Consider the following 18,881-nt stretch of genomic DNA (forward strand, 5'->3'; position numbering starts at 1 on the left):
GAAACTAACTTATGTTTGATTTTATTGAGAAAACTCCCCCTTCGTTTTAATTGAAAAGTTCTCTCGCATAAGTGTTAGATTAGGGCTGTATGCAGGGTCATGGTCAATATAGTTGCCCCATCTTGTTTTTAAATAGTGTAATTCTCGGTTAAATCTTGCTGCTTTTTCTGGCGCATGGTCTGTACCTCTGCTTACTGACTCATGATGGTATAATTCGGCTTCCGCACAGTAAATATTTCTAGCGCCAGTTTCTTTAACTTTGAGACAAAAATCTACATCGTTAAACGCTACTGTCAAATCCTTTTCATTTAGCCCGCCCACCTCAAGAAATAAAGACTTCTTTACTAGCAAACAGGCTGCAGTTACGGCTGAGTAATTTTGCGTAGCGATTAATCGCTTTATATATCCTGGATGATAACGAGGGAAATATTTATGTGCATGACCTGCACCACCACCGTACCCCATTACAACGCCTGCGTGTTGAATTCTACCATCTGAATACAACAACTTAGCGCCTACACAGCCTATGTCCTCACGACTGGCATGCCCTACCATTGACGAAAGCCAGTTAGGGGCGATTACTTCTATATCATTGTTTATAAGCCCTATGATCGCGCATCTATCTGAAGCATGTTCCACGCCAAAATTATTGATTGCTGAATAATTAAACTCACCTGGGTAGCTCAATACTTTGATCTTGGGATGTTTGTTTAGCTCACTAAAGTAATTAATACTTTCTTTTTCGTCCGAACCATTATCAATCAACAATATTTCATAATTTTGATAAGTGGTTTTTTCCAAAATAGAATCAATACAAGCTTGAACAAGCTTTTTAGCGTTCTTTGTAGGGATAATTAGTGTAACTAAAGGCTCCGAAGCTATTGGCCACTGTATATGGTTTACGCCAAGTTCAGCGTTGAATGACGCTACAGCTGTTGTGCAATCAGACAATCTCTCCCTTATATCTTTAAGGCGTTCATCGACTGCAGCTTTGTTTGTTGTTCTATGTACAAGAGTAAACGGCAGGTGCTTAATTAGTAATTCAGGCTGCTTAAGCCATAGCTCCGCCACCAGTCCAGCTATAGTTTGTGACTTTACGGAATTTTGCTTCAGCAATTTGGCTTTACATTTAACACCTGTAAAAACATACCCCGTGGAATATTGCAGATCTGGGTTCCAATCTGGTAGAAAATGTGGTGATACTCTTCGTTTTTTGACGTCAATCCTGTCCGTATCACTGTAAGTTAAGTCTGCTTCATCGTTATTGTTTGTGAACACTTTGACGGTGTCATGAGTAATGGTGTCACCACTATTTAGGAAAAAAAGAAGCGTGTTATCATCCAAGTCGCGTACAGCCCCTGCTAGACTTGGAAATCGAGACACTTTCATTCCTAACGTCTTCTCTGTAACAACTCTGATATCCATTTTACCATTGCTAACTTCTCTCAAACTTTTTAGAGAAATCGCTAAATCTTTGTGGCCAATTATAATACAAATAAAGGCTAAATTGGCTTCATTGCCGACTGCTTTACTACCTAATATTTTACTCTGATACTGCAGGTAATCTTTGTATAGTGCCATACGCTTTTTTTCAGACGGAAAGCCATAAAATAACCCCGAACGCTGTAAAGAACGGCTATAAAACTCGGTAAGTTTATGATTACCTTTAAGCTTGTTTCTCACCGCTTTAGGCACTAAACCAATAGCACCTTTAACAGTCATCATCGCGAACTTCTTCATACAGCTAATTTAATCCCTAACAGCATTGTCTGACACCAATTAAAAAGCCGCAGTTGTATGCGGCTTTTATATAATATCACGTTTTACAGTGACGAGTATTAGCTTCCAGTGCCTAAACGTTCACCTTGGTAGCTTCCATCTAATACCGCTTTCCACCAGCCTTCATTAGCTAAATACCATTCAACGGTTTTACGAATACCGCTTTCGAAAGTTTCTTGTGGTTTCCATCCTAGCTCACGCTCAATTTTGCTTGCGTCAATGGCATAGCGCATGTCGTGGCCAGGTCGGTCTTGCACGTAAGTGATTTGCTCGGCGTATTTGCTATCCTTCGGCTTAACTTCATCCAAAATTGAGCAAATGGTTTGCACCACTTCAATATTCTGCTTTTCGTTATGCCCACCAATGTTATAGGTTTCACCAATCTCGCCGTTAATCGCTACAACGACCAACGCTCGCGCGTGGTCTTCAACATACAACCAATCACGAATTTGGTTACCTTTGCCATATACAGGCAACGGCTTACCAGCTAACGCATTTAAGATTACTAACGGAATCAGCTTCTCTGGGAAGTGGTACGGACCATAGTTGTTTGAGCAGTTAGTTACAAGCGTTGGCAGCTTATACGTACGAAGCCACGAACGCACTAGCTGATCTGAGCTTGCTTTACTTGCCGAATAAGGCGAGCTTGGCGCATATGGCGTAGCTTCCGTAAAAAGTGAAAGCTCAGTTCCAGGTTCTACTTCATCAGGGTGAGGAAGGTCGCCGTATACTTCGTCAGTAGAAATGTGGTGGAACTTAAACCCGGCTTTTTTATCGCCTTCAAGTTCAGACCAATATGCTCTTGCTTGTTCAAGCAAGGTATACGTGCCAACTACGTTGGTTTGAATAAACTCACCGGGGCCATCGATAGAACGATCCACATGAGATTCTGCCGCTAAGTGCATAATAATATCGGGCTTGTGCGTATTGAACACGCGCTTCACTTCTTCTGCATCACAAATGTCAACTTGTTCAAAGCTGTAGCGATCACTGTCTGAGACTGACGTTAAAGATTCTAGGTTACCCGCGTAAGTTAGCTTATCTAAATTGACCACAGTGTAGTCGGTATCGTTTATAAGGTGGCGAACAACCGCTGAGCCAATAAAACCCGCGCCACCTGTAACTAAAATTGTTTTACTCATTTTCTTTTTACCAAAATATCATTCTGTTCTTACTGGTTAGGCTTTTAATTCATCAAGCATAGCGGACAATTGCTTACGCCAGTGCGTAGGCTTGCATGTTGCAAACACTTCTCGAGCAGATTGTTTATCTAGCACGCTGTAATGAGGGCGCTTAGCTGGGGTTGGGTACTGGCTAGAAGGAATTGGCAATACTGGGATAGCTTTAGCTAGCAGCCCTTTCTCAATGCCTAATTCTTGTATAGCTACAGCAAAATCGTACCAGCTTGCTACGCCTTCGTCGGTCCAATGGTAAACACCAACTGTGTGTTTTTCAGCAGCTGACACACAAGCTTCAGCCAACCCTTTTGCCCACGTTGGCGTGCCAATTTGGTCATCTATTACAGTAAGCTGAGGTTTTTCAGCCATTAAGCGCAGCATGGTCTTAACAAAGTTATTGCCGTGAGACGAATACACCCAAGCAGTTCTAATCAAACAGCTTGCTTCGGGTAGTATCTCAAGTAAGGCTTTTTCGCCATCAGCTTTTGTTTTTCCGTAAGCGCCCTGCGGCTCAATGGGGTCGGTAGGTAAGTAAGGTGAGCCTTTGTGACCGTTGAAAACATAATCGGTAGATACATGTACCAAGAACGCATTAGCCTGCTTACAATACTTTGCAAGATTTTCTACTGCAGTCGCATTAATAGCATGGCACAGAGCTGGGTCTTCTTCAGCTTTATCAACTGCAGTGTAAGCTGCGGCGTTGATAATAATCTCAGGCGCTAGATTAGACAGAGTTTCTGATACCACATCAAATTTAGTGATGTCGGTATCTTCTGGGCCTAAACAAATTGCATCCTCACCCAAAATGCGTACAAGTTCATAAGACAACTGGCCTGCATTTCCAATAATTACAATCTTCATCGCTATTCCTTCAAGCTCAGTGAATTAAAACGCAGGGGCATCTACAAAAGCCAAACCCGCCTCGTCTTTACCAGATAAAGAAGGCTTTTCGCCATTGACTAACGGCCAGTCAATATTCAACGCAGGGTCATCGTACTTAACCGACACCTCAGACTCTGGGTGATAATAGTCGGTGCATTTATACACAAACTCAGCAGACTCGCTGGTAACATAAAAGCCGTGAGCAAAGCCGGCTGGTACCCATAACTGACGTTTGTTCTCAGCAGACAATGTAACCCCAACCCACTTACCGTAGGTGGGTGAGTCTTTACGCATATCTACAGCTACATCATATACTTCACCGCTAACTACGCGCACTAATTTGCCCTGAGTTTGCTCCATTTGATAATGAAGACCGCGAAGAATACCTTGCCTAGATTTAGAGTGATTATCCTGAACAAAATCTACATCTGCGCATTCTTTCTTGAACCAGTCGGTACGAAAAGTTTCTAAAAAGAAGCCGCGCTCGTCGCCAAATACTTTTGGTTCGATAATTTTTACGTCGGGTATGTCTGTACTGATTACTTGCATCTGTTTTCCACTTAAGACTTGGTGTTTACTCTACGCTTTTACTCTGTCGCTGATCACTTTTAACAAGTAATCGCCATAACCACTCTTTTTAAGCGGTGCGGCAAGCTTGGCTAACTGCTCGGCGTCAATATACCCCATTCTGTAAGCAACTTCTTCGGGGCAGCACACTTTAAGGCCTTGGCGCTTTTCAATAGCGGCAACAAAATTGGCAGCATCTAATAGCGAATCAAGGGTACCAGTGTCTAACCATGCTGAGCCTCGGCCCATTAGCTCTACTTTTAAGCTACCGTCCTGAAGATACAGATTATTCAGGTCGGTAATTTCAAGCTCGCCACGGTGTGAGGGTTTAACTTCTTTTGCGAAGTCGACCACGCGGTTATCGTAATAATAAAGCCCAGTTACCGCATAATTCGATTTGGGCACGGCAGGTTTTTCTTCTATCGAAAGTGCGTTCCACTCTTCGTCAAACTCCACAACACCATAACGTTCTGGGTCGGTAACATGATACCCAAAAACAGTAGCACCAGAGTCTTGACTATATGCACTCTGAAGTGAGCGTTTGAGATCATGCCCGTAATATATATTGTCGCCTAGAACCAACGTACAACTATCGTTGCCGATAAAGTTTTCACCAATAAGAAAGGCTTGAGCAAGTCCATCTGGTGATGCCTGTACAGCATACTGCACGTTAATACCCAAATCGCTCCCATCGCCTATAAGTTCGATGAAACGTTGCTGCTCAACAGGAGTTGTAATAATTAAAATATCTTTTATCCCAGACATCATTAACGTGGCAAGGGGATAAAAAATCATTGGTTTATCATAAACAGGCATAAGCTGCTTACTTACTACCTTAGTTAACGGGTGAAGGCGCGTGCCTGAACCACCTGCTAGAATTATTCCTTTTCGCATTTTAACCACCTTGTTATTGGTCTTGAGTCGTTATCAAATATAAACTGCTTAGTTACAAAGTCTTTCGCATTATTAATTATATCTTGAAGGTGGCCTTCATTCTTCAATGCTCTCACATGCCGCATCTTTTTTACTGTATCTTCAATCGACGCATTTGCCCACCTAGAATTACATGCAAATGGATATGCACTCTCTTCCACTGGTATTAATTCATAGTCTACTAACCAAGGGTAACCTTCAGGGAAAAGATCAGTGCTTCCTGAATAATTAGTTGTTATAACAGGTAGCTTTCTTAGTAAAGCCTCAGCTATCGTTCGCCCAAACCCTTCGCTTCGATGAAGTGATATATAGCAATCAGCGGTCAACCACAGTGCATCTAATTCTGCTGTATTCATTAAGCGACTTATTATTTTAATGCGACGGTCTGAGTAAGCTTTCTGCTTCACGGTAGTCCAATGTTCACCGTCTGACTCATTTGCTACTTTTAAAACTAATTCTACATTTTCAGAAGAATGAAAGGCTTGTTGAAAAGCTTCAATAATCGCTAGCGGGTTCTTCCTTTCGATAAAGGAGCCAGCATCGAAAATAAATAAAAACCGAAAAGTCTCATTGGCTTTTCTGTCAACTTTATCTATTTCACTTAACGGCAAAACAACTGGGGCAGCATAGTGCACATTACTATGCACTTTTTGAAGTGCGGTGGTGGTAAACGCAGATATTCCCCACACTTCTTCAAATGACTCTAGCGTAGATATCCATTCCTCAGACACATTTTCTAGCTCCCAAGGCGGCACGGCAACAGCACGACCAAAGTGCTTTGAAAAATCATCGTAAATCGCTAGCAAGTTAGCTATTTCTATAGCATTTAGAAAAAATATCGACTTGTTATACCTTACTATCCCTTCATTGGGGTGAGTAAACGCAGACGGGTCGTCAGAAGGGTGGCCAACATGAACAATAGAATAGGGGCAGCCCATATCATCTAACAGGGCAGCGTAACCACGAATATCCTCACCTAAACCTAAACGCCCTCTATTGTAACCGACAAGGTTTACCCCGCCTGATTCTATAATAAGTTCTTTGTCGTTGGCTGGCTTGGCCCTTGTTGCATAGGCGAAGATTTGCTCTAACTCATCAATATTGAAAATACTACGGCCATATTCGTTATACCAAGAAACGAGCTCTGCGCGCTTTTTAAACGTTGATAAATCAGTATTTTGGGCAAGCTTCTGACCAACTAGAACCATCAAATTGCTGATCGGTTGTGACTGGTCTTGGATGATCCCCTTGGCTGGAGAAAAGAGCTGTTCCCAGATAGTTGAAGAAACAGTCTCGATTCGTTTCCTCGTCCAAGGTAGATATTGAGTGAATATATTCATAAATCTATTTGAAAAGCCAATTTCGCATGTCCGTATTTCAATGGATATCAACGCTCAAATGAGGCAAACAATCTGTGCGTTTGGAGGAGATTTTCATAATCCATTTTCTGAAATTGAGCCCTTTTGTCGTTGACCAAAGGTGTTTCTATAAATTTGTTTAAGCAATTCATTTAAAAAAACGTGTATAGGCATACGTCTCTTTATTATTTTTAACCTTTGACTATTAAACAGTGAATTTGCATTTTTTCTATTATTCAACAGCAACTTAACAAAAAAGCTTATATCCTCTGGATGTCTAGCAATATATCGATCTAACATATTTTTGAAGTCTTGATCTGAGAGAGTTTGCCTAACATATTTTTTCTGTCTGATATGTTTAGCACTATCGATAAACTTTTCGACGTTGTCGATTTCATATACTGCACTAACCTCTCGAAGCCTTTTTATAAATAGTTTTTTGTGATGTTCAAACATTTGGGGCGAGACTAGCGAATAGCTTATTGTTCCATCATTTATGCTCTGTAAAAAAATATCCATCTTGTGAGAGAGCCCACCAAGTTCAAACTGATTAAACCATCTTTTAAATTCCAAAGCTTCAAGCGTATAAGATGGGTTTACTCTAAGCTGTTCTTTTTCTACTGTGTATAGGGCTGGGTCTAATCCAACGCTATACAAAAAGTCAGAAATCAAATTGCCATCATAAAAACAGTCTTTCAAATAAGGCCTCAACTTAAACCTTTTCGTGCCAGCAACCTTCATCTTGTTAATTAAATCTTGAAGCTGATAATGCAAAGGCCTCTCACTAACACCGAAAGCCTGAATATTTTTGTGCCTTTTAACACCTTGATTGTAAGAAGACTCAACTACTTCGAGAGGAAACCGAATGTAAGCCAAAAAAGTTGCCTCTGGTAACTTTTTTGCCAACATCACTATATGTTGGAAAAAGAATTCAGACGATAAAATAATCGTGTGGCATTTTTTGACATCGGCGTTTTTTTCCAGTAGGGCAAGCTTTTTATCACTAAATTCTAAATTGCCATTTGGCAATGATTCAAAAAGTGCAAAAAGGTTACCAGAACTAACTCCATTTTTATCTACGCCGTGCTCAGGATAATAAACACCTTGAACAATTAAACGCTCTCTATTTTCAGTCAGCCACTTTTGGATAGCTGAAGTTCCGGATTTTGGCGGACCAACATGTATAACAATTCTCAGCATAGAGTTTTATATTAGACCTAACTCGTTTAATTGCGTTATCAACTTGTCCATGTGACCAGAAACCGCAGAACGAGGATTTTCATACTCATTATCAATGAAACGCTTCACATCAACCTCAATCGCCGCCCTAAGCTTGTCTTCTTCAAAAGTGCTGAAGTCTAACTTCTCAAACTCAAAAAATTCAACTAACTTGGGTATCCGAGGGATAGTGATACCTGCATCAGTCGCAGGTTCACCGTCAGCTCTTATCCCTGCAACTATTTTCCCTACCTGATGATAACTTAACTCGCCACGTTCTGTTGTGCGGGGTGTCAGCAACCCTTTCGCCATTAAAAAGTTAGGCCTCCTTTGCAAAACTCTTATCTTACAATCCAAATGACCTAACAGCTGAAGTGCATGGAGTGCAGAACCTTCTGAGAATATTAGCGTTTCGGCACTCATGTATATTTTAAGCTGCTCCCACAGGGATAATGTTTCTGGTTTAATGATTGTTAGGCCTTGAGAGGACAGGAATGATTCGAGATACGACTCACCCGCTATCATACCTTTTAGCATGCCAGCACGAGATATATAGAAAGTACCCTTTCGCTCAATCGCATCTAATTTATTCGCTCTAACAAGGCCATCAAGTATACTTAGATAATTTTGTGATGGCCCATGCTGCGGCAACTGCTCTTGTTGTGGCACTACTTTAAGCTTTTGTACAACGGTAGGCCGCTCTACAAAAAAAATATTATCTTTATCGATTTTGAACCAATGAAAGATTTCTTTTATAAAATTAGGCAGATCGTCAAATGTAAAGCCACTTCCTTTTCTTACAGAAAAAAGGTACTTTGCATCGCTGCCTCTGTAACACGCAATACGAGTAGAAAAGTCGGCAATTTGGTGTCCAAAATGATTAACAATGGGGCCACACCACACATAATCACCAAGTGCGTAGGTCAACTGTGTTCTGTCGCCAAGCCAAGGCTTATCATCCTTTGGTCGACCTTTTCGCTGAAAACGAATTTCACCAGCCTCATTCCAGTCAGGCCACACCGGCCCCAACTTATGTTCAGAGTTGCCAAAAGGGCTACCTAGAACTTGCTGAATAGGCATTACTACAATATTTTCGAACTCCATTCAATTATATCCAGCTATTTTTAAGACTAGGCCTATGAGCATCTATTAATTCAATGTCTTGTGGACTCAACTGTTCAGAAAAATCTACATGGTTTTTTTGTGGTGCTTGATTAAGAAGCGGATCCCAAGCCTGCTCAGTTTTTTCATCCGCGGAGGCCGTAGCGCCAATATTATCCACACCAATAAAATCAAAGACCTTTTTAAGGTTTTGCTCTGGTTCACTTGTTAACTGACCATACGGCACTACGATAAGCTTATTGCTATGTCTCGCAGCTAGTGCCGAAATTTTATTGTCAATGGCAGAAAAATATTCTAGATAATCGGCGGTTGAGTGGTTTAACCACGCGATAGATTGGTCGCCAGGCTTCTTCCCAAGTTCAACCTCTTTTTTAAAGCGCTTTTTATGGGATGCAATAATTTCTGCGGGGTCACGAGTACAGATAAGCAATTTTGCATTTGGGAAAGCGCTTAAGATCTCTTCAGCACATCGTATATGCGCAGGGGTTTTCTCAACTAAACGTTTCTTTCCCAGGTTTTGCCACGAATTGAAGAAGAACGCTCTCAGCAAGTGTTTGTAACGCCGTTCATACCAAATAGTCTCACGTTCAGGACTATTTAAATACTGTAAATGCATTCCCTCTGCCGATAATTTCCTGTTACGCTCGATAAGAGGATGAATTTTCTCTTGAAACGCATTAAAGTTTTTTTGACCTAAATACACGCGCATTTCATAGTTTTCTGGGCCAGCGGGCTCAAGGAGTAACCATGGCTTAACAAAACAAAACGTTTCGACCGTCGCGTGAGAAAAATCACAAAACTCAGGGTGATTTGAAACTTGTTGGAATAGTAAGCTAGTACCACTTCGCTCAGGACCCATAATAAAAACAGGTTGTTGAGAAGATGCCCAATCACCAAGCATCTTTTTGTAAATCTGAAAATCCATTGATTCAACCGAATAAAGTTTTAAAATTACTAATGTGTTCACCATTATACTGGTCGAAAACATCTTTGGAGTTTTTAAGCAGTAACTCATAACGCGCATTACTGAGCGCGGCCAGACTGCCTACCATCTCAGTAATCGACTTTGCTTTATGGTATGCGTCGTTGCTGGGAATACCTACCATAGCATCTTCGGTCGCTAATAATGCCTTACCGTAAGACAATGCTTCTAACGATTTTATCTTAAGCCCAGTACCACCCACCATAGGGTTTATCGCAATATCAATTCGACGATAGAAGTCATCTAAATCATCAACGAGCCCTATGATATCAAAAATTTCGTTCATTTCGTCAAATGCTTTACACACCGTGCCACCTAATAAAAAGGTGAACTGCTGCATCAGCTCTGGCTTTGCCATCACCTCTTGCTGAAACACCCGTAAACTTTCTACATTAAACGGGTTTCCAGAGCCGATGTAACCAATAACCACTTTACTGTGTTTTTGCACTACCAAAGGCTGGAACGGCACCACATAACCCATAACTTCTACACGCTTTTTGCTAATACATTCAAAATAGGCTTTTTCTTCATTCTGTATTGCTAAAATAAGGTCCGCTCTATCCAATGCATAGGCCTCTAATTCTTTTGTGGTGTAAAACCAGACAGGCTCTAGCCCAGCTTCTTTCGCTACAATATGTCGGTCACCAAATACATCGTGGGTATCTATTACTTTTTGTGTGGTATCGGGCAGCACATCTAACACTTTTGAAAACCATACATAATTAGCAACACAGACATCAAAGTTCCATTTCTGGCATAGCCCGTCGACATAATCAGACACTCTGTCGTCGTACCAATCGTCTATGTCAAAATACTCACCGAACGAGGGTTCAGCGGCTGGGCCTTCTGGCTGAACAAAGTAAAAATAGTCCCACTGTTGTTCCATAGCTTTGCGCTGCTCTTCACTCAGCCCTTCCATACCGAAGTAGAGAAAATGTACCTGGTAGCCACAAAGCTGAAACATTCTGTTTAGCCTGAATATACGCGCACTGTTCCCTTGAAATTGTGGGTGGGAAGGTATGGGTGAAACAATCAGTACATGCTTATTCATAACGGCATTTCCTCCCAGTATACAGTTAGCTCGGAGATTGCAATGCTTAACGCTCTATCAGCTATTTTTATTTTTTGTTCAGACACAATAAACAACTCGGCCAAACTGCCGTCAGTTTCGGCAAAATAGGGAATATTCACCGTAGTCCCAGCCGTTACTTCTTGCGTTGTTTTTAAACGCCCGTTAATAAAACAACGAATGGTTGCATTTTCAAGCCCTTCGACAACTGAAAACACATTGAACGATAGGATGTAGTGCCCGCTTGCTCGAAGGGGCAGGAAAAGCCGCACGCCGTTGGCTCCCATCCAGCGCCAGAAGCTATCTCCGTCGGTTTCCATTGGGTACAAGCCTATGTTTAACAGCTTATCTAAATAATACCAGCGCCTTCTGTGCAACAGATAATCGAGAGTTTGGTGGGCAAGCCCATCGTTAGTTTCTGTCAGTGTTGGCCAAGCTTGCTGTGCAACCATCGCCATAGGCAGCTTTGTGTTCACTGGGCTTACGTGCTTGCCCACTAATGCTTCTACCGATTGCAAAATATCAACACTCGGCACCAACCAACAATAGGTGGCCGCATTAGTCGCAGTCAACGTGGTTAATTTATTCGTTACGCTATGATAATTGTTACGCTTACTCCACTTTACCACGTCATCTGCGTTTTCTGGAGAAACAAAACCACTTATCAACGGCTTATGTTGCTGAACCGTGTATTCAGCCACTTCCAAAATAGATAGCGAGAGCTTATCTAGTGCAAGCCAACTTACCTTCACTCTGCTGCTCAAATAACGATCTGGAGTGGTTATAGCTAAACGCTGCGGCAGTACACCAAGCCCTTCAAAACCCGCCTGTACTTTTGGCAGTAGCTCTACGTTCATTGGAGAGGTGTCAAAACACACTGGCTCTACACCGGCCGCTTTGCTTGCTTCAAAAAAAGCCAACCCGTGTTGGTCGCACAGGTTTTTGTTCATTACGTAGGTTACGTTTGCGCCCGCTGCGCGTGCCAAGATAGCAATAATACTTTGCGGTATTGTGGCCGACACCACTTCGCCAAGCTGCGGTAAGCTTCGAAGAAACGCTGAGGTAACTAACACATCCAGATTAATATTATGGCGGGCTGCAGCCAACGCCAGTGGTGCTTCTACAGTATTGGTCGACGCATTAGGCATTATCTGCTCCCTGCGCATCTGAGCTTTGCTCGTTAGCATATAACCACCGCAATTCACTATTTCCGTTTTGGTATACCTGTGGGTTTATGTTAACCATCCAAGATCGTTTAGTAGCTGAAAACGTCCAATATTCTTTTGTTGGCGCCGTATCCGCTATCATAGAAACGTCTAACGGACCAGCTACGGTGTTATCAATTGAAAAGCCTGCTGCTTGAATAAAACGCTTTACACTGGCCCTATCGAGCGGATATTCACTGGAAGGATCATTAATAGCCACACCTGACCCCAACTCTGGGTTGAGTAATGAAATAACTACTTTGCCACCTATTTCTAGCAGCTTATTAAGCTGCGCAAACCAATTGACAGGCGATTGCGCCACATCTACTAGCGAGGCATCGCACACCACCAGCGGATATGTAGTAGTTATGTCATGTTGGGATAACTGAGCAGGCGTAAGTTTAGTAATTTGACTCTCTTGATAGCCGAACAGAGAAGTAAGTATAGTAGCTTGGTGTACTGGGTTAGCGCTAATGCTTAACACCGAAGGTGCAGAGATGGGCACTAGATTGGCCTGCCACCATACATTACTACTATCGGCGTTCACATGGTTAGCACGTCGCCAGTTTATTACTTGCTGTTCGATAAGATAACAATGCTGAATATTATTCAACGCCTTAGTGTTAAAGACGGTACTATCGTTAAGCTTTGCCGCTTCGTTCAAATAAGCGCTGGTAGTCACACTAATATTATGTGTCCGCTCTACCCACTTTTGGGCGTTTTTTCCGAACGTGACACGATATTGCTTATCTTCAATTAAACGTTGCAAGCAGAGTTGTAAGTTTTCACTAAAGCTTTCATCCCAGTTCAGTTTAACCGCGCAATCTTCTGGTAACTCACTAAACGGCCCAATATTAACAACCAAGCAGCATAACCCCATCCCCATGGCGCGTGTTAATGTACCAGACGACTCACCTCCTGTTGGGTAGCGTAAATTAACAATAAAGTCAGAGGCCAACATGTATTTGAAAAATGCGTCTTCGTCTAGGAAACCGGTAACCACAACATTATCGGCTAACCCACTGTCTGCGATATCTTGATAAACGTCGTACTCGTGGGGCTTACATTTACCCGCAAGTACATAGGTAAACTCCACGCCTTTTTGCTTGAGCGCCGCTAACGCGGTTAGCACCTCTTTAATCTGTTTTGCCTTTGCAATAAACCCCATAGACGTAATAACAGGTTTATTGCCCGGCAAACCTAACTCGCCACGATACTGCATTTTAAGCTTTGGCTGATACTGGCGGGCGGCAGGTGAAAAATGATGAGGCACAATACTTACATTGCTATGGCCAAGTGCCCCTATTTTGTCGGCTGAATATTTTGAGTGCACTAGAATGCGCTCTGCCGCCGTAATGATGCTAGCGTTCATCATTAGCTCGTGGGGCATGAATTCACCTTTCCAGCCAAACTTCGAAAGCTGCTGCCCAATAACAGTGCCCAATTCACCGTAGTTATTTTGCAGTGCTAACGTGTAACCGCTTTTGTCGCCTTGCGATAAGTTAGTTAGGTCGATGAGATAATGTAAATTAAGATCGTGTACCACCACAAGTCCAGGCTTTGAAAGTAACACTGGAAGCATATACTGTGTATCAGGGTTATTACCTACGTGATATATATGGGGTATATCAGCATACTTATGCTGCTGCCACATGTATTCTTCTAAATACAATATTGTTACGTTTGCGGCTATTCCCGTAGGTGCTGGATGCGTGTTTTCAACAACAACTGTCACTTTTGTTGTTCTAGAAAAATATGGAATTTGCTCAGCAAAATAATCAGCTATGCCATTAGGCTTTGGGGGCAGTGGGCAAAACACCACTACCTGTGGTGGTACGTCTATCATTACTTCCCTGACTCTAACTGCTTTTTGATATAGTCGAATTCTCTTTGCATTCGCTCGTTTTGAATAGCAAGTAGCGCATCCATTCTTCGTTCCACCTCAACAGAAAACTCGCCCAACACGTCTGTAAAGCTACTTTTAAGCGATATAGGTTGTGCTGTGACACGCTTTCCGTTTATGTAGACATGCGCCTCGCGTGCCTCTGCGGAAAATGGCAACATATCGAGTTGCAGTGTAAACCCATGACAACCGTTACCAATGCCCGCGGCAACGAGGTCTTCACGCAAGGTAGCAGCTTTAGTTTTCGCAAGCACTTTATCGCCGGTTTTAAGCACCACTTCACATGGCGCCGACGGATTAGCAGAATTTAGTGCCCAACCTGCCACTACATCGCTTGATACTGTATCAATGTGGTAATTCAGCTCACCCTTACCGAGTAAGCGCTTTACTAAGTTTTTTAATTTTCTTTTCATGTATTTTTACGTCCATTCCATGTATGTCGTAATGTTACATCAAAAGAAATAACGGTTCATTAATATGTTATTCAATGTACCATTTACTGTGCTTGTGAACGGTGTCGCTGCTTAACATTTCTTGCTTGGTAAACCATTTATATTTTCCATGCTGAGCATTAGGAAGTGTGTTTATATCGATGTCACAAATTATCTTGTAACCCAGTACAACGTAGTGTGTAGATATTCCCTCGCCAAACACAAAGTCTTCGTAAAAATGCTCATACGGCCCCAAGAACTCAGCTTGGCCACGAGAAAATTCTGTTCCGAGCTCAGCTAAGGTTAAACGCTTGAAAGCATTATCCATGCTTTCACCTTTTAAAATCCGTCCACCAGGCACAAACCAATAGCCTTGAGCAGGGCGGTTATTTCTGTAACCAAGTAAAATCTGGCCATGTTTATCTTCTATCAACAGGTCGATAGATACTAAAGGTGTACTGTCGATAACGGTAGTAAATATTTGTTTCTCTAAAAATGCCATTTTCGCTCCATAAAAAAAGCACCGGGCGTGCCCAGTGCAATTAATTATCTACCTACAACGTTTGATTATGCCGACAGATTTCACTGATTCAAAGTCACACTGCCACATTGAACAGACGATTTAACATTAATCTTGCCATTCGGCCAAACAACTCTAATTGACGCACGCTCATCTTTCCCTAATCCAAACAACTGCACAGCACTATTTTGCGAAAAATAACCACTTCCAGCCTGAATTTCACGCGTTGTTTTCGTGCTATCGTCTCTAGTCACTTCTATCCGCGCGCCTATAGCGAGTGAGTTTGGATGTTTTCCTTCTAGGTTTAACGTCACCGAGCAGTTGCCATTGCTACCCTTGTTTTCAAACAACATAGGCCTTTGGTTATTCACACCCACAGCGATATCTACCCACCCATCTTTATTGTAATCGCTAACTGCAACCCCTCGACCATCATGAGGAGCAAACAATCCGCTGTCTTTAGTTGGAACTACATTAAAAGTACCATCACCTTTTCCTTGAAGTAAGTAACTAGTACCACCAGCAAATTGCCTGAACTCGTGGTCCATATGACTAAAGTTACCTACCAGATACAAATCTTCATGGCCATCGTTGTTAAAATCGGCAGAAGTAATGCCGTACCCCGTTGTTGCCTGCGCTAGGCCAGGTAAAGGTTGCATATCAAAACGGCCTTTACCATCATTTATAAAAACTCCATGATGTAACGTATTAGCATAGAGCGTAGTGACATCGTCATGCTCTAGGCGCTCACCGTAAATTTCTGTCAATGATGACTCGGCATAATCTCGAAAAGTAGAAAATTTTTCATAAACAAATGGCATTTCAGCTCCTGCCATTCCGCGTTCACGCATTGGTCTTAAAATACCATCGACGTACTCAGCCTCTACAATATCTATGTCGTTGACTCCATTGTGTTCGCTATCAATGTTCCCAGCATAGAGCATGAGGGGATATTTATCTGATGCACTGTATCGAGTATTCATGCCCCAGTTCGCAGCAGCAAAGTCCATATGCCCGTCTTCGTTAAAATCTCCAGCAGTAATGCCCGTCCATAGACCATGCCAGCTGTCAAGCCCATATGCAGCGGTGTTATCTTTAAAAAAACCTTGGTTGTTAACGAACAAACGAATAGGGCCATATTCGGTAGCAATCATTAAATCGCTATCTTGGTCATTATCAATATCGAGCCACATGGCACCAGTAGCGAGTCCAAGTTCTAATAGCCCAGGGGCAACTTCAGCGGTAATATCTATGTAGGTATCACCATCATTACGATAGATATAACTCGACGCAGGTAACGGCCATTTATTGGGAATTGCTCGGCCACCCACAAAAAGGTCCAAATCACCGTCGCCGTCTATATCATTTAATGCTAGCGCGCCTCCTGTGGCTACGCCGTTAAGTTGCTGAGTTTGCGCACCGCCCAGTATTGCTGCTATGGGTGCATAAGGCGCTTCATATCGACTAAAACTAGAAGCGAAAGAACCATTAGCATGCCATACCGTTGCTAATTCTTCGAGGGTAGAGGGAGTAAGGCGATTTTCAATCAACTCAAATGTGTTATTTCCTGCATTTTGATAAACCATGCCCGGCTGTCCATGTGCTCCAGCAACATAAAGGTCGTCATCGCCATCGCTATCCATGTCTGTCCATGACACACCGGGCCCAATTGCCGAAAGCCGACGTGGCAACAAAGGCTGCTCTGCAAAATCGTCATAGCCTTTGTATTGTCTATCATCAAAATTTGCTTCGACATGGGCGCTTGTTAAACCTACTTTCAAACCGACTTCTTCAAATTGCACACCATCAGCCTTTAACCTAAGAGCTGGCGGCAGAGAAATCTCCTTATTTTGCTCTGCAATTTTATAACGCTGATTCGCCAGCAATGCATTATTATCAATTGAACTGAATTGTTGATAGTGCCCAGAGGGCCATTCTACTTCAATCAGCTCTATCTCAGTTGCATTACCTAAGCCATATACAAGAATTGGCGCATGGCTCGACAGATACCCGCCCGAACTGCTCATCTGTTTTATTTGTTTAGCCCCGTTCTTCGCGGTTACTGTAACTCTAGCCCCAATACCAAAAGTATTTGACCGGTAACCCACAAGTTCAATAACAATACGATTATTTTTAGCATCGTTCCGGTATACACCAAGCGCCTCGTTCATAACGCTATCTATCTTGTCTAAATCGCCATCATTGTCAAAATCTGCCAGTGTGGCGCCATGGGCAATATTGGCATCATCAACGCCCCACTCTGCTGAAACATCACTAAAGGTGAGGTCGCCGTTATTACGAAAGGCAACGTTTGGCGTTGCTAGCTTAGGGTAGCTGTTATAGTAGGCTGGGGCATTTTTAAATTGAGGAAGATTGATATTGGCGAGTACGTCGCTGTCCATCAAGTCGCCCACCATTCCATTGTTGATTAACAGATCTACGAAGCCATCGAGATCGATATCGGCAAACTTTGTGGACCATGTCCATTCACTTGCAGCCACGCCAGCCATCCACGCTATTTCACTAAACGAACCATCACCATTATTTAAAAATAAACCGTTGTGCATAACTTGCGCTGCCGCTTCATCAGGAGGCAACGTAGTATCCATCAAGCCATGCTGAGTTAATCGTAAAGTCGCATCTTTACTCAACATATCGCCTACAAAGAAATCCATTAGGCCATCATTGTTTATGTCTCCGAAATCCATGCCCATAGCAAACATCGGAGTTTGCTGTATTTTGCTAGCATCTATTAACGCGAAAGTGCCATCACCGTTATTGTGGTAAAACGTATCTGGCGACCAAAAGTCATTGGTAACATACAAATCAGGCCAACCGTCGTTATCAATATCACTGAACGATGCTGAAAGCCCCCAATACCCCCCAGAAATACCCGCATTTTTGGCTACTTCGGTAAATGTACTATCGCCGTTATTGCGGTAAAGTAAATCCGCCTCGCCAAGTTGCCGAACACTCAGCCCCTTCTTGGTTTCGAATAACTCTATAGCGCTTTTCAAATTCTCTGGGACACTAATCGTTCCGTCTTTCATTTCAAGTTTTGGCGTGCCTATTTCAGCAGCTAAATCAGCAGGCCGATAGGTAGCGACAAAAAAATCTAAGTCACCATCTCGATCATAGTCTGCAAACGTAGCGGTAGTTGAGCCACCGTTATAGCCCACGCCCGATATATCAGTGATATCGGTAAAGGTACCATCACCATTATTACGGTAAAGTTGATTAGGAACATGCCAGTTAGTAAGAAATAAGTCGAGGTCTCGGTCATTGTCTATATCTGCAAAGTAGGCACCGATAGCAAAGCCTTGTTTGTTTTGCTTTAGACCCGCTTTTTCGGTGACATCTTCAAACTTGAATCCACCTATATTTCTATAAAGCTTACTTTGACCTTCCTCAGTAACAAGATACAAATCGGTTAAAGCATCTCCATCAAAATCGCCCGACGCCAAACCTGCGCCATTGAAGGTGAAGTTACGCTGATTTTCTATTGAGAGTTTGTTGAAAAATCGAATGCCTGTATCAGCTTCTTCTAGTCGAGTAAAAAGAGTTGTCTTTCTCTGCTCAGTAATGTGTAGCGGCTTCGCTTGGATAGTGTTTGGTGCTGCTATTGAGGCATTTTGAGCAGCTTGGCTATTCACTGATAGTAAACAAAACATTATGTTCACTGCATAAACAGCAAGGTATTTACCTTTAAAAAAGGTGAAAGACATCAATATCTC

At 42.4% G+C, this 18,881-nt stretch carries 15 protein-coding genes; all 15 read right to left on the minus strand.

The window, feature by feature from the left end; translation table 11 throughout:
* Window positions 1–21: 21 nt before the first annotated feature.
* On the minus strand, window positions 22–1,695 hold the full coding sequence (locus ACM0P2_RS17150) for a glycosyltransferase family 2 protein (RefSeq protein WP_419226872.1): 1,674 nt from the start codon (window positions 1,693–1,695) through the stop codon (window positions 22–24).
* A 143-nt stretch (window positions 1,696–1,838) separates the two neighbouring features.
* Window positions 1,839–2,921 (minus strand): dTDP-glucose 4,6-dehydratase, encoded by a 1,083-nt coding sequence (rfbB, locus tag ACM0P2_RS17155; protein ID WP_419226873.1) that lies wholly within the window; start codon window positions 2,919–2,921, stop codon window positions 1,839–1,841.
* 36 nt (window positions 2,922–2,957) lie between these two features.
* Window positions 2,958–3,818: a dTDP-4-dehydrorhamnose reductase gene (gene rfbD / locus ACM0P2_RS17160; RefSeq protein ID WP_419226874.1), complete on the minus strand. Its 861-nt coding sequence runs from the start codon at window positions 3,816–3,818 to the stop codon at window positions 2,958–2,960.
* 24 nt (window positions 3,819–3,842) lie between these two features.
* Window positions 3,843–4,388 carry a dTDP-4-dehydrorhamnose 3,5-epimerase gene (gene rfbC, locus ACM0P2_RS17165; protein WP_419226875.1) on the minus strand — a complete coding sequence of 182 codons (546 nt, stop codon included), beginning with the start codon at window positions 4,386–4,388 and terminating at the stop codon, window positions 3,843–3,845.
* 30 nt (window positions 4,389–4,418) lie between these two features.
* Window positions 4,419–5,300, minus strand: coding sequence for a glucose-1-phosphate thymidylyltransferase RfbA (gene rfbA, locus ACM0P2_RS17170; RefSeq protein WP_419226876.1), 882 nt, complete (start codon window positions 5,298–5,300; stop codon window positions 4,419–4,421).
* On the minus strand, window positions 5,285–6,679 hold the full coding sequence (locus tag ACM0P2_RS17175; RefSeq protein WP_419226877.1) for a glycosyltransferase: 1,395 nt from the start codon (window positions 6,677–6,679) through the stop codon (window positions 5,285–5,287). The genes rfbA and ACM0P2_RS17175 overlap by 16 nt, the downstream gene beginning before the upstream one ends.
* Window positions 6,680–6,772: 93 nt before the next feature.
* Window positions 6,773–7,897, minus strand: a complete 1,125-nt coding sequence (locus tag ACM0P2_RS17180) for a hypothetical protein (protein ID WP_419226878.1) — start codon at window positions 7,895–7,897, stop codon at window positions 6,773–6,775.
* A 6-nt stretch (window positions 7,898–7,903) separates the two neighbouring features.
* Window positions 7,904–9,019 carry a glycosyltransferase 61 family protein gene (locus ACM0P2_RS17185; RefSeq protein ID WP_419226879.1) on the minus strand — a complete coding sequence of 372 codons (1,116 nt, stop codon included), beginning with the start codon at window positions 9,017–9,019 and terminating at the stop codon, window positions 7,904–7,906.
* 4 nt (window positions 9,020–9,023) lie between these two features.
* A complete protein-coding gene (locus ACM0P2_RS17190; protein ID WP_419226880.1) occupies window positions 9,024–9,962 on the minus strand; it encodes a sulfotransferase family protein in 939 nt (312 codons plus the stop codon).
* A 4-nt stretch (window positions 9,963–9,966) separates the two neighbouring features.
* Window positions 9,967–11,070: a glycosyltransferase gene (locus tag ACM0P2_RS17195; protein WP_419226881.1), complete on the minus strand. Its 1,104-nt coding sequence runs from the start codon at window positions 11,068–11,070 to the stop codon at window positions 9,967–9,969.
* Window positions 11,067–12,236, minus strand: coding sequence for a hypothetical protein (locus tag ACM0P2_RS17200; RefSeq protein WP_419226882.1), 1,170 nt, complete (start codon window positions 12,234–12,236; stop codon window positions 11,067–11,069). Before ACM0P2_RS17200 ends, ACM0P2_RS17195 begins: the two co-directional genes overlap by 4 nt.
* Window positions 12,229–14,139 (minus strand): glycosyltransferase family 4 protein, encoded by a 1,911-nt coding sequence (locus tag ACM0P2_RS17205; protein WP_419226883.1) that lies wholly within the window; start codon window positions 14,137–14,139, stop codon window positions 12,229–12,231. The genes ACM0P2_RS17200 and ACM0P2_RS17205 overlap by 8 nt, the downstream gene beginning before the upstream one ends.
* A complete protein-coding gene (locus tag ACM0P2_RS17210) occupies window positions 14,139–14,609 on the minus strand; it encodes a hypothetical protein (RefSeq protein ID WP_105930294.1) in 471 nt (156 codons plus the stop codon). Before ACM0P2_RS17210 ends, ACM0P2_RS17205 begins: the two co-directional genes overlap by 1 nt.
* A gap of 67 nt (window positions 14,610–14,676) precedes the next feature.
* Window positions 14,677–15,129: a GDP-mannose mannosyl hydrolase gene (locus ACM0P2_RS17215; protein WP_419226884.1), complete on the minus strand. Its 453-nt coding sequence runs from the start codon at window positions 15,127–15,129 to the stop codon at window positions 14,677–14,679.
* An 80-nt stretch (window positions 15,130–15,209) separates the two neighbouring features.
* Complete coding sequence (locus ACM0P2_RS17220; RefSeq protein ID WP_419226885.1) at window positions 15,210–18,872, minus strand: FG-GAP-like repeat-containing protein; 3,663 nt, start codon at window positions 18,870–18,872, stop codon at window positions 15,210–15,212.
* Window positions 18,873–18,881: the final 9 nt, after the last annotated feature.

It is taken from the genome of Alteromonas sp. OM2203, from assembly GCF_048517045.1.
Classification (GTDB): Bacteria; Pseudomonadota; Gammaproteobacteria; order Enterobacterales; family Alteromonadaceae; genus Alteromonas; species Alteromonas gracilis.

Excerpts from the sequence above, each read along its gene's own strand:
- ACM0P2_RS17205 (WP_419226883.1), bottom strand. The coding sequence starts at position 14,139 with ATGATAGACGTACCACCACAGGTAGTGGTGTTTTGCCCACTGCCCCCA.
- ACM0P2_RS17175 (WP_419226877.1), bottom strand. The coding sequence starts at position 6,679 with ATGAATATATTCACTCAATATCTACCTTGGACGAGGAAACGAATCGAG.
- ACM0P2_RS17200 (WP_419226882.1), bottom strand. The coding sequence starts at position 12,236 with ATGCCTAATGCGTCGACCAATACTGTAGAAGCACCACTGGCGTTGGCT.
- rfbA (WP_419226876.1), bottom strand. The coding sequence starts at position 5,300 with ATGCGAAAAGGAATAATTCTAGCAGGTGGTTCAGGCACGCGCCTTCAC.
- ACM0P2_RS17195 (WP_419226881.1), bottom strand. The coding sequence starts at position 11,070 with ATGAATAAGCATGTACTGATTGTTTCACCCATACCTTCCCACCCACAA.
- rfbC (WP_419226875.1), bottom strand. The coding sequence starts at position 4,388 with ATGCAAGTAATCAGTACAGACATACCCGACGTAAAAATTATCGAACCA.
- ACM0P2_RS17210 (WP_105930294.1), bottom strand. The coding sequence starts at position 14,609 with ATGAAAAGAAAATTAAAAAACTTAGTAAAGCGCTTACTCGGTAAGGGT.
- rfbD (WP_419226874.1), bottom strand. The coding sequence starts at position 3,818 with ATGAAGATTGTAATTATTGGAAATGCAGGCCAGTTGTCTTATGAACTT.
- ACM0P2_RS17185 (WP_419226879.1), bottom strand. The coding sequence starts at position 9,019 with ATGGAGTTCGAAAATATTGTAGTAATGCCTATTCAGCAAGTTCTAGGT.
- ACM0P2_RS17190 (WP_419226880.1), bottom strand. The coding sequence starts at position 9,962 with ATGGATTTTCAGATTTACAAAAAGATGCTTGGTGATTGGGCATCTTCT.
- ACM0P2_RS17220 (WP_419226885.1), bottom strand. The coding sequence starts at position 18,872 with ATGTCTTTCACCTTTTTTAAAGGTAAATACCTTGCTGTTTATGCAGTG.
- rfbB (WP_419226873.1), bottom strand. The coding sequence starts at position 2,921 with ATGAGTAAAACAATTTTAGTTACAGGTGGCGCGGGTTTTATTGGCTCA.
- ACM0P2_RS17215 (WP_419226884.1), bottom strand. The coding sequence starts at position 15,129 with ATGGCATTTTTAGAGAAACAAATATTTACTACCGTTATCGACAGTACA.
- ACM0P2_RS17180 (WP_419226878.1), bottom strand. The coding sequence starts at position 7,897 with ATGCTGAGAATTGTTATACATGTTGGTCCGCCAAAATCCGGAACTTCA.